At 52.4% G+C, this 11,677-nt stretch carries 9 protein-coding genes; all 9 read left to right on the top strand.

Going from position 1 to position 11,677, the window contains the following annotated elements:
• The first annotated feature begins 22 nt into the window (after positions 1-22).
• The 9 genes from BN5935_RS04670 to BN5935_RS04630 all read left to right on the top strand — a co-directional run bounded on the left by BN5935_RS04670 (position 23) and on the right by BN5935_RS04630 (position 11,677).
• Entirely contained in the window at positions 23-949 is a 927-nt protein-coding gene (locus tag BN5935_RS04670) for a helix-turn-helix transcriptional regulator (protein ID WP_064976838.1), read from the top strand.
• A complete protein-coding gene (locus BN5935_RS04665) occupies positions 946-2,769 on the top strand; it encodes a DEAD/DEAH box helicase (protein WP_064975087.1) in 1,824 nt (607 codons plus the stop codon). Before BN5935_RS04670 ends, BN5935_RS04665 begins: the two co-directional genes overlap by 4 nt.
• Before the next feature lie 151 nt (positions 2,770-2,920).
• On the top strand, positions 2,921-3,685 hold the full coding sequence (locus tag BN5935_RS04660) for a DnaB-like helicase C-terminal domain-containing protein (protein WP_064975086.1): 765 nt from the start codon (positions 2,921-2,923) through the stop codon (positions 3,683-3,685).
• 375 nt (positions 3,686-4,060) lie between these two features.
• Entirely contained in the window at positions 4,061-5,761 is a 1,701-nt protein-coding gene (locus BN5935_RS04655) for a hypothetical protein (protein ID WP_147625771.1), read from the top strand.
• Between the two features lie 241 nt (positions 5,762-6,002).
• Positions 6,003-6,296, top strand: a complete 294-nt coding sequence (locus BN5935_RS04650) for a helix-turn-helix domain-containing protein (protein ID WP_147625770.1) — start codon at positions 6,003-6,005, stop codon at positions 6,294-6,296.
• Positions 6,286-7,272 (top strand): hypothetical protein, encoded by a 987-nt coding sequence (locus BN5935_RS04645; protein ID WP_064975083.1) that lies wholly within the window; start codon positions 6,286-6,288, stop codon positions 7,270-7,272. Before BN5935_RS04650 ends, BN5935_RS04645 begins: the two co-directional genes overlap by 11 nt.
• Before the next feature lie 714 nt (positions 7,273-7,986).
• Positions 7,987-8,889, top strand: a complete 903-nt coding sequence (rsmH, locus tag BN5935_RS04640; protein ID WP_064975082.1) for a 16S rRNA (cytosine(1402)-N(4))-methyltransferase RsmH — start codon at positions 7,987-7,989, stop codon at positions 8,887-8,889.
• A 4-nt stretch (positions 8,890-8,893) separates the two neighbouring features.
• Positions 8,894-9,409, top strand: coding sequence for an FtsL-like putative cell division protein (locus BN5935_RS04635; protein ID WP_064975081.1), 516 nt, complete (start codon positions 8,894-8,896; stop codon positions 9,407-9,409).
• A gap of 6 nt (positions 9,410-9,415) precedes the next feature.
• Entirely contained in the window at positions 9,416-11,677 is a 2,262-nt protein-coding gene (locus BN5935_RS04630) for a penicillin-binding protein (protein WP_064975080.1), read from the top strand.

Here is an 11,677-nt window from a genome sequence, read left to right as displayed (position 1 = left end):
CTTTGCTCCAAACTACAAAATGATGAATGCTTTGACGAATAATACCGCGACGCTGTTCCGTCGCTATCTGTGGCTCTTGGAGGTGATCTCCTCCGCGGGCCGGATCACCCTCGACGAAATCCGTGAGCGCTGGAAAAGAAACGAGTTGTCAGGTGGAGAGGAGCTGCCCCGTAAGACCTTCGAGAATCACCGGAAAGCCGTAGAGGAGTTATTCGACGTGGATATCGCCTGCAACCGTCGGACGAACGAATACTATATCCGCTATGGCGAGGATTTGGAGCGTGACGATCTGCGTCGTTGGCTCTTGGAAACTTTTGCCGTGAACGACCTTTTGGCTAACAGCAAACGATTACGGCGACGGATTGCGTTGGAGCCGGTTCCGTCGGGTTATTCCTATCTGACCGACATCCTCCGGGCGATGGAAGAGAACCGCTGTTTGGAGATAGTCTACCGGCATAACTACGATGAAAAACGAGAAAGCCGTTATGAGGTCGAACCGTACGGATTGAAGGTTTTCCGGAGGCGATGGTATCTCGTCGCAAATAGCGCAGAAATGGGTAAAATTTATACGTTCGCCCTCGATCGGGTACATAGCATGACTCTGACGGGAAACGAGGCTAAAATCCCGTTGGATTTCGATTGCAACGATTTCTTTACCGATGCCTTCGGAATTATACGTCAGGAAGGTCGGCGGGCCGAACGGGTCGAAATCCGTGTCTTTGGTGAGCAGGCGAACTATATTCGGACTCTGCCCCTGCACGCTACCCAGCGTGAAACCGAACGGACCGAAGAATATTCGGTATTCGAATATTGGCTGGCTCCGGCCTACGATTTCCGGATGGAACTGCTGTCGCACGGTGCGGACGTAGAGATATTACGACCCGCGTGGTTCCGGGAGGAGGTGAAAAATGTAGTGGAACGAATGTGTAAAAACTATTTGACGGAATGACAGCGACGGAAATACGCGATCTTGCCGTTGCGAGTGCGTCTGAATATTATGATTATTTGACGGAAACGAACCGGGGAGTCCAAACGCTTGGTGTTATTTCGATTGAATACGGGAAAGAGCATCTGATAAAATTATTGTTAGGCGGGAAATTATTGAATACCGAGGCGCTGTATTTCGAAATACTGACGACGGGAACCCGGTATTCCGACCCTGAAATTATAACTTACGACCGTGATAGGAATATTCTGATTATTAGGCCGACGCCCGAAACCTATCCCGCTTTCGAGCACTTGAATGCCTGGGATATTCTCGTCGGTTCCGATTTGAGATTCTTGGTACAACGGCTTGAAGAGTGGTATTGGGAAAACGGTAGTCAGCTGATGATTCCGGCGGCTTGTCCCGACCTCGGAGCTCCGACCGATTATCTGCCGGAGTGTAAACCGTCCGAGGAGCAGAAAAGGGCTATTGAAGCTATTTTCTCGAATCCGTTCACTTACGTTTGGGGAGCGCCCGGATCGGGAAAGACTCAATTCGTATTGGCGTATGCCATAATGCACTATATCCGAAATAATAAACGAGTCGTGATTTGTGCGCCGACGAATAACGCTGTGGAGCAGATACTCCGGGGAGTCTTGGCGATGATCGACCGTACGCACGATATAAGCCGGGATAAGGTACTGCGTTTAGGAATACCTTCGTGGGATTTCGTCCGAAAATATCCCGAGGTCTGTGAAACTGCGAACCTCGACGATAAGATTGCGAAGGTAGGACATCAGATTCAGATCTATAAGTCGATGTTGGGACTTGATGACGGCTTGAAGGAAGAAGAACTCGCCGCGTTGATAAAAACCGAATACGTCAATGCCAAAGAGGAGGAATTATGGACGAAATTGTCTGAATGTAAGCGGGAACGCGATGAATTGGCGTCCCGGACGCTGACGTCCCGGATAAAGACTGCTGCGGTCGTAGCCTGTACGCTGGATCGGTATATCACCGAGGACTTGGAGGCCGACCATCTGTTTCTCGACGAGGTCGGATATGCGAGTCTGATGAAAGCGTTGCCGCTTTTCCGGCAGAATAAGCCGGTTACCTTTTTAGGCGATCATCTCCAGTTACCTCCGGTATGTGAAGTAACCGAATTGGGGAGGAACTCGAACTACGATAAATTGGTCCTTTGGGCGGAATCGGCTATTTACGTCGGGTGTATGTTCCAATCCGGAATGACGGTAAGGTCTTTATTGGAAGATTATTTAAGAGATCGGCATGACCGGATTCCCGAGATGAAGAAAATGGAACTGAATACGACGTTTCGGTTCCCGGCGAACTTGGCGGCCCTGCTGGATAAATACGTCTATAAGAATGGATTTCACTCGAATCTGGACCGCCGGGAAATGGAGTTGACGTGCCTTAATGCCGTAAAAGATACGAATGACGCCCGCCGGACCTCGTTGAACGAAGTCGTGGCTATTCGCCGATACCTGACGGAGAACGCCGGACGATTGGGCAGCTATGTCATTCTGACGCCTTACCGCAAACAGCTGGACCTGCTTGGTAAATACATGCCCGATGAACGGAAGGATATGAATATTCTTACCGTGCATAAAAGTCAGGGACGGGAATGGGATACGGTAATACTCAGCGTGGTTGATACGCAGGATATGTGGTTCTCTGATTCGAAGAATCGCATATCCCGAGGTCTGAACGTGTTGAATACGGCCATAAGTCGGGCGAAGAAACGGATTGTGATCGTGTGCGATCGTAGCTATTGGATAGCCCAGCGGGGACAGCTTTTGTCGGAAATCATAAGAACCTGTAAATAGCTCTGATATGACTGATTTGAATAAATTCCCGATGCAAAGAGGTATTACGGACCATGTGGTTTCGGGAAGAGTGTGGTTACTAAATGATGGAAAGATATTTATTTGTTGAACCCGAAGAAATGGCCTAAGAATTAAAAAATTATGTATTATTATGGATGACGAAATAATAACGCTTGCCGAGATTATTAAGCGAATAGATAAAGAACGAGAAACGAAATGTCCAACTGGGTTTCCCCCATTAGACCGTGTAATGTACGGTGGATTTTCCCCGGCATTATACCTTTTAGCTGCTGATCCGGGTATGGGAAAGACGGCATTAATATTATCGATGATGTATCAACAAGCTACCCGGTATAAAATGCTGAGTGTGCTCCTTACTACGACGATAAAATTACACCTTGTTCGACGACTTCGGTTAATGTTTGAGGATTTTCCTACCGATATGATCTATGCATCTACGGTTCGGAATCTTTCGGGAGTGTGTGAATTCGTACGAAATGCGGTGCGAAAAGGAATAAAAATTATCTATATTAATGACTTGAAATTTCCGTTTGATAATCGTACGAACGAGTTATCCCCAGCTGAGAGAGTGGAATTTTTATGTACGTTAAGTCATTTAGCCGAGGAACTGCGGATAGCCATCGTTGTTCTTGCCCCAACCAATTTCGGTAAAAATAACGGAGTATGCCGCCCGAATTATGACGATTTAAATATTTCTGAAGCAGAAAAAATGGTTATTCGAGATGTAATGTTACTTTATAGACCTGAATTTTGCGGAATATCACACGATGAATATGGAATGCCGCTGGATGGGTTTGCCGAAATTATTATTGGAGAATGTACCCTTTATCTTTATTTTGATAAACCTTATTGTCGGTTTCTTGCATTAGAAGATATGCCTGATAGGGGTTTTTAGGCGCTCCTGCCTTAGTTTATATAGGCTTCGATTTAGGTCGAAGCCTTTTTTGTTGGAAATCCGCGAATTTTTCGTATTTTTGTTTACGACATACTGATTGACGCGAAAGCGTAAGTTTATTCTCTACGGCGAATCTGGAAAATTCTGATGAATACGGGAATAAGCGTTGTTATTCCTATGTCCCTGAAAAAGGGCGTGGGCTGATGCTTATTTTAGTATTCGGGCTATTCCAGAGCCTGCCGTATAAGATAAGCCTTCAGCGCCACGCTTTCTTTATTTACACCCCAGCAGCCAAAAATAATTCGACCTTGCGCCGGGGACTGGCGGAAGCGGCGACTAAATTTGCCGAACCGGGTTTGACTAAGGCAACGAGATATGAAAAAGGCAGAAGAACTCACGACGAGAGAGCGAATGTGCTCCGTGGTTGGCGGAATGGCAAGCCGTTTCGTAGACCGTGCCGTGCCGTCGCGGCTGATACCTTTTCGGGGAGAATTTCCCCTACTGGATGAGATCGAGGCAAGGCGGTTTCGGGAGGCCATCCGCTCGACGATGTGGATCGAGGAACTTCCTCCGAAATTTCTGTATGCCGCGGTTGAGGGAAGCCGAATGTACACCTTGGAGGCTAAATTTTTAAAATATCTTTGGAGTAGGGCTTTGACCGCGGACGATTTCACGAAACTAGAGGCGGCCGAGAGGTCGGATTATTTCCGGAACTGGATGGATACGGATGCTGTCTGCGACGAGGAGTTTGTGGTTCGGAAATACCGCGATAAGTGTCAGTCGGTTCCGGCACCCTTCAGCAAGCCCGACGCCACCCTACTCGAAATGCAGGAAATCTACTGCAATCTTATTGCCCGACGGGCCTATTGGGACGATCTATGCTTCGAATTTGGACGTCTGGATTGGGAGAAGAAATTACTGAACCTCGCGTTGTATATCCATTACGGAGGTGATTTAAGTTATCTCTTGGAGCGATACAGAACGAATCATCCGGACTATGCGGATCGGATTTCCGAGGTCTTGGCCGAGTATATTGGTTATTTACGAACGGGTAAGGCGACCTCGGTAATAAACTGCTTTCTTTTGGAAATAGCCTATCTTTCCGAATATCAGTTGACGGTTCTGCTCGTCGCCGAACTTCGAGAGCGTCTGACGGACGTATTTTGTTGGGACGGACGGTCGAACTGCGCCTACTCGATTGAAATAGACTACGACGGAGAGGAGCGGCTGGATATGGAGATTAAAAAACTAAGTGTGGAAAAAAGCCGTGAAAAACTTATCTTTGGAAATCTAACTACAAAACCTTTTATTATGGACACGAAAGAAACCTTACTGAACGACAATCCGTGGCGGGCTGTCGCCGAAGAACTTGCCAAAAAGGATTATGCAGGCCGACTGGCTAACAACGCCAGTCCTCTCGATCGTGAAGCGATTGCGGCGTTTAACGAAAAGGCAAAGCCTATCCACTGCCTCCATTCCGAATGGATACCGGAACCCGTCATGGGAAATTTTTTCGATGCCAAAGTCGCTATTCTGACGCTGAATCCCGGCTGGGCAGAATCGACGGAAACTGAAAAAGGAAACATCGCACTATTTGACGCCCTGTCACCCGAAGCCCAGCGGAAATTTGTGCGGTCGAAGGCAAAAGCGTTGGCATTGGAAGGCGACCCGTACCCGACGACCGATGAAGATATAAATTCCGTGGATACATGGTATTGGAATGACCGTCTGCGTGAGGTGATGAAACTCTCGGATGATGCCGTTAATTATTTAACGATCATTCAGTACTTCGGTTACCATTCGGTGAAGTATCACGATATGCCGAAACGATTGATAAAGTCGGAATCGGGATTACTACCAACGCAGGAATTTGCCGTAAGACTAGTGCGCTACCTGATGGAGAGAAAGGCGGTAATCGTGATCGCCCGGAGTGACCAATTATGGTATAAGGCTGTTGAAGGATTGGAAACCTATCGGAATCTGGTCCTTCTGAAGAATCACCTTCAGACCTATGTTACGCCGAATAATTGCAAGGACAACGGATTTGAGAAGATTCGGCACGCGTTGACCGAATAGAACGCGGACGCTTCCGATCCTCGTAGACCGCCCTTTTGGGGCGGTCTTTTTGTGCTCTATAAGTCGGTAAAAATGGTCTGTTGGTTCTATTTTGGGGCTGTTTTGAGACTGTTTTGGGCTTAATTAATTGGTATATAAATAATTACCCGGGAATAGACCTTCGTATTGTTCACCATTATATATTGGGAGGTAAAGGGCGAGAAATCGTCTGCTAATTTTGATCTATTAATTTTAGAGAGTTATGAAAAATTTAAAATTAAGAATGGACGGGGAAATCACCGTATCGCCGAAGATGCTTCAAACGCTGATCAAATTGGGGATAGCCCAGAACAAGGAGTGGATTCTCGGGTACCTGTCGAAATCGCTGTTTGGAGCGGAGATGCTGACCGCCAAAGAAGTCGAGGCCTCGATGAAGATCAGCCGCTCGACGCTTGGCCGTTGGGAGGCCAAAGGCTGGATTAAGCCCGTGCGGCTCGGACGTTCGAAGAGATACCCCAAAGACGAACTCTTAAAATTAAGGAAATATGGTCGATAATGCTGTCTTTAAGTGTTATGATGCAAATGTATATCGACACTTAATTTATGGAACCTTCGTCGAAAAATCGACTTGGCTGAAACGGCAAAATGCTAAACTAAAACTAAGTAATGGAAAAAGTGGTGATAATGCCCATGAACTGACCATCGAATTTGGGTATCATGACGATTGGATGCAGATTTACGGCAGTATCCGTAAATGGTACTACGGTGCCGTTTCGTTGGACGATCTGACGAAAAAGGATTTAAAAAAGGCTTGGCAGAAAGTCGCCGCACGGCTCGGGATTTCGTTCGACAGTCTGCGGACTTTCGAAATCTCGATGGTCGAAATAGGGCAAAATGTCCCGCTTGACATGATCTGCTCCGAAATGATACATCGAATCCGCGGATTTAGGTCGGGATGCTACGAACTGAACGATTCACGCCCTACATGTCGGAAATATGTTACGAAATTTTATAGTGCCAAATGCTACGACAAAATAGCCGAGATTAATAAGAAAAATAGAAATATTTTAATCAAAGACCCGGAGATGCACCGGGGTAAGAATATTCTTCGTATTGAGTTTACGCTAAAAGGCGGACGGCGGCGTATTCTCGCCCGATTAAAGGTCGGAACGCTCGGCGGCCTGATTGACGAGTATAACAGCATCGTGAATCATTTTTGGCGGAATTGTCATAAGTTCTTTTTTGATAATATCGGACGTAGACCGTCGTTCCGGCCAAAGCGGGGAAGCATGAAGGAACTGACCGACTTCTTTACGATTCTCGGTTTGTCGACTCTTTCCCCTACTGAACTGGACGGCCACATCCAGAGACTAAAGAAGGAGGCACAGCGGGATTTCAGAAAGCGGTTGCGGGAACTCCAGAAACGGGAACGAGAATACGCCAAGCCGGACTATCAGTTCGAACTTATCGAAGCGGTTAAGTGGCGATTGGTTGCTTTGATCCAAAAGAACGCCCGGCAGCGAGATGATTAAATATAAGTTAAAAACCGAGGGGAAATCCCCCGCTGGAATAGGCGAGGGTTCCCTTCGCTATTTATAGCGAAAGGGGGTAGTGGGAGATATAGGGACACTATCCTAAGGAGAATAATGGATTCGATGACCCTTGGAATTTCTGATGATCGTCCTATTAGCCTCCTGTCATCTAAAAACCCTATCTCCGATTGGTAATCTCTCTCGTTTGCGAAAATCTCGTTTAACGTCGATTTTAGCGATCTGTCTCCGGTAACGAGCTACGCTCCCGTCCGGAGGAAGAAGCGCTTGGAGATTGCTTCTTTTTGGCCTTATCGAGATTCTCTCGTTGAGGTGCCCCCCCCCGATGATAGGAAATGACGAATAGCGATGGCCGGGGCATTTAATTACAGCTCGATTACCAGTTCCTCTCAGTGGGCCGCTATTGAAGATCATGTAGCCGTCTTGGGCGGGAGCGGCTCTAATAGTGCATTATCACGCGGCGGAGTTATAAATTCCGATTAGATTAGAGAGGCTGTATTGGAGTGAGTTTTAATGGTTTGGAATTGGTGATGCAACTCCGTTTTAACCCTAATTGTAACCCTAGTAGTTTTTGCGTTGCTTTAAACGCTTTATAGTGAGGTGCTAAATTGGCCTCGATTATATTTACAAATATAGGTATTCTTTTTTGAAAAATCCCTAACTTTACACCCAAATAGACCTTTGCAAACAATCATTATGTCGCAATACCATACTCCCGTACTGCTGGAAGAGTCTGTGGCACTGCTCGGTATCGATTCGGCGGGCACCTACGCCGACCTCACTTTCGGCGGGGGCGGCCATTCGCGCCGCATCCTCGCCGCATTGGGGCCCGAGGGGCGTCTCTACGGCTTCGATCAGGACCGCGATACGTTGGAGAACTGTCCCGACGATGCGCGGTTCCACTATGTGGAGAGCAATTTCCGCTTCCTGCGGGGCGCGCTGCGGCTGCGGGGCGTCACGGAGGTGGACGGCATTCTGGCCGACCTCGGCGTCTCGTCGCACCATTTCGACGCCGTCGAGCGGGGCTTTTCGTTCCGCGGGGAGGCACCGCTCGACATGCGCATGAACCAGCGGGGACGGCTGACGGCGGCGGATGTCGTGAACAACTATACCGCGGAGGAGCTGACCCGCATTCTGGGCGACTGGGGCGAGATCGAAACCCCGTGGAAGGTCGCCAACTGCCTGGTGAAGGCCCGGGCCGCGGAGCCCGTGACCACCACGGCGCAGCTGGTCGGGGCGGTGAAGCCCTGCACCCCCCGGAAGGACGAATCCAAATTCCTGACAAAACTTTTCCAGGCGCTCCGCATCGAGGTCAACGGCGAGATGGAGGCGCTGAAAATGGCCCTGGAACAGAGTCTCAAAGTGCTGAAACCCGGCGGGCGGCTGGTGGTGATCTCCTACCACTCGCTCGAAGACCGGCTGGTGAAGAATTTCATGCGCAGCGGCAATTTCTCGGGGACGGTCGAAAAGGACTTCTTCGGCCGTCCGCAGGTGCCGTTCGACGCCCTGACACGCAAGGCCGTGACCCCTTCGGCCGAAGAACTCGACCGCAATCCCCGTTCCCGCTCGGCGAAGCTCCGGGCGGCCGTAAAACGCTGATACGATGTACTGCGACCACGAATTCGACCCCGTAACCCCCGAGGAGCAGGCCCGCCGCGAGCAGGAGGAGGAGTTCGCGCGCCGTGTGCGCCGCGAAGTGCTGCGCATGGAGCGCGGCGAGGCGGAGGAGGACATCCGTGCCGACGAGGAGCGGGAGGCCGAAGAGCGCGCCGAAGCCGAGGAACGCGAACGCAGGGAGAGCCGCCGCAGGGCGAGCACCTTCTGGCAGTTGTTCTCGGGCTCGATCCTCGTGCGCGAGGGCGTCTCGAAATATTACCCCTACATGCTGACCATTGCGGGCATGTTCTTCCTGAGTATCATGGTGATGTTCTGGTCGCTGCATCTCGACATGCGCTACACGCGCCTCGAACGCGACGTGCAGAAACTCCGCGAACGCTCGATCCGCCTGCAGGAGCAGCGTTACCAGCGCACGACCCATTCGGCCATCGTCCGGCAGCTGGAGGCGCGGGGCATCGAACTCTACGACCCGCTCGCTCCGGGTGAAATCATTGACGATTAGGCGGCGATGAAACAGGAACGGTCGAAGGTAAAAAGCGATATCCTGCTGCGGGTGAGGCTTCTGTACGTGCTTTTCATCCTCGCCGGAGGCATTGTGCTCGCACGGCTCGTCTGGGTGCAGCTGTTCAGCGCGGAGGTGGCCTACAACGCCGACCGCCTCGCCGGCCGCATCTTCACCGAGGAGGTGATCCCGGCCCAGCGGGGCAGCATCCTTTCGCGCGACGGAGAGCCGCTGGCTACGTCGATCTTCCGCTATCAGGCCGCGTTCGATTTCGCATCGCCCGGACTCGATTCGCTCAGGACCTTCCACGAGCAGGCCGACTCGCTGGCCAAACTGCTGGCCGCCTTTTTCAAGGACAAACCCGCTTCGGCCTACGCCAAACGTTTCCGCGACGAGCACGCCCGCCGCTACCGGCTGGTGAACGCCCGCGACACCTCCTATCTGCGTTCCGAGGGGTGGTTCTCGCGCATGATGGACCGCATGCGCGGCGAGGAGTGGGTCAAACGCCGCATCTACGACACGATCCGCGACCATACGCCCGTGAACATCTTCCCCCGGGAGGTGGATTTCGCCGAGTGGGAGACCCTCCGGCGCTACCCGCTGCTGAACTGGAACATGGGTATGGTCTACCGGCTCATCGAGCGCGACGAACGTATTTACCCGCAGGGCGAACTGGCCCGCCGGACGATCGGACTGACGGGCGACAAGGGTAACTATGGCATCGAGGAGGCTTACCGCGAGGAGCTGGCCGGACGCGACGGCAAGGCCGTGCGCCAGCGTATCGCTCGCGGATTTTACGGTCGTGTGGCCGGCGGCGACCATGTGGATCCGGTGGACGGCTGCGACGTGGTGACGACGCTCGACCTCGACCTGCAGGATGTGGCCGACAAGGCCCTGCGGCGGCAGTTGGAGCGGCAGAACGCCCTGTGGGGCACGACGATCGTGATGGAGGTCCGCACGGGCGAGGTGCTGGCGATGGTGAACCTCGGACGCAATGCCGACGGGACCTTTGCCGAACGCGAGAATTACGCCTTGGGACGCAGCATGGAGCCGGGTTCGACCTTCAAACTGGCGACGATGCTCACGCTGTTGGACGATGCCGGGATGCGGCCTTCGACGGTCTACGACACCCATAACGGCGACCCGGTGACGGTGGGTCCGGCCAAGAACATCCGCGATTCGCACCGCGGCGACCACGAGATCGACTTCCGGCGCGCCGTGGCTTCGTCGTCGAACGTCTACTTTGCCAAGGCGATCTGGGACCGTTACGGAATTACGGGTAAGAAACAGGAATACAGCGATTTCCTCCACAAGGAACTGCATCTGGGCGAGACCGTCGGGCTGGAACGCCTCGGCGAGCGGAAACCCTCGATCACTACGGACTGGAAAGTTCCCGACCCGGGCGTCATGCTGGTCAAGATGGCCTACGGTTACCGTGTGCGGATGGCCCCGATCCAGATGATTACGTTCTACAACGCCATCGCCAACGGCGGCAAGATGATCTCCCCGGTGCTGGTGCGCGAACTGCGCCGCGGCGAACGGGTCGAGGAGGAGTTCGAAAGCCGGACGATCGCCTCGTCGATCGCCTCGCGGTCGGCTTTGCGCGAGGTGCATGCCTGTTTGCAGGCGGTCTGCACGGAGGGTACGGCCAGCGCTTTCTTCCGCGACACGACGCGTGTGCGGGTGGCGGCCAAGACCGGCACGGCGCAGATCACCGACGCCCGCAGCCGCGAGGGGCGTTACTACTTGGGTTCGATGGTCGCCTATTTCCCGGCCGACGAGCCCCGTTACACGGTGCTGACGACCATCGAGACCCGTGCGCAGGCCGGAAAAGCCTACTACGGAGGTCCGCTGGCGGGTCCCGTCGTGAAGCGCATGGTCGACTACATTTACAACCGCGGCCACGACTGGTACGCCCGGATCGACGACGACGGTCCGCGCCGTTATCCCGAGCGGATGAAGGGCGGCGATATCGCCCAGATCCGCCGCGTGGCCGACCGTCTCTCGCGCCGCACCTCGTTCGACAGCCGCACGGGATGGGGACGCGCTTCGGTGGACAGCCTCGCGAACGTTTCGATCACGAGCCTGCCCGACGACCGGGGCGTGATGCCCGACGTGCGCGGCATGGGGCTCAAGGACGCCCTGTTCATCCTCGAAAGCCGCGGCCTGAAGGTCCGTTTCACGGGACAGGGAGCCGTAACCCAGCAAACGATCTCCGCCGGAACCCGCATCACACCGGGAACGGCGGTAACCATAACGTTGAAATAA

Origin of the sequence: Alistipes provencensis, assembly GCF_900083545.1 — a bacterium.
Taxonomy (GTDB): Bacteria; Bacteroidota; Bacteroidia; order Bacteroidales; family Rikenellaceae; genus Alistipes; species Alistipes provencensis.
This window is presented reverse-complemented; position numbering and strand designations above follow the sequence as displayed.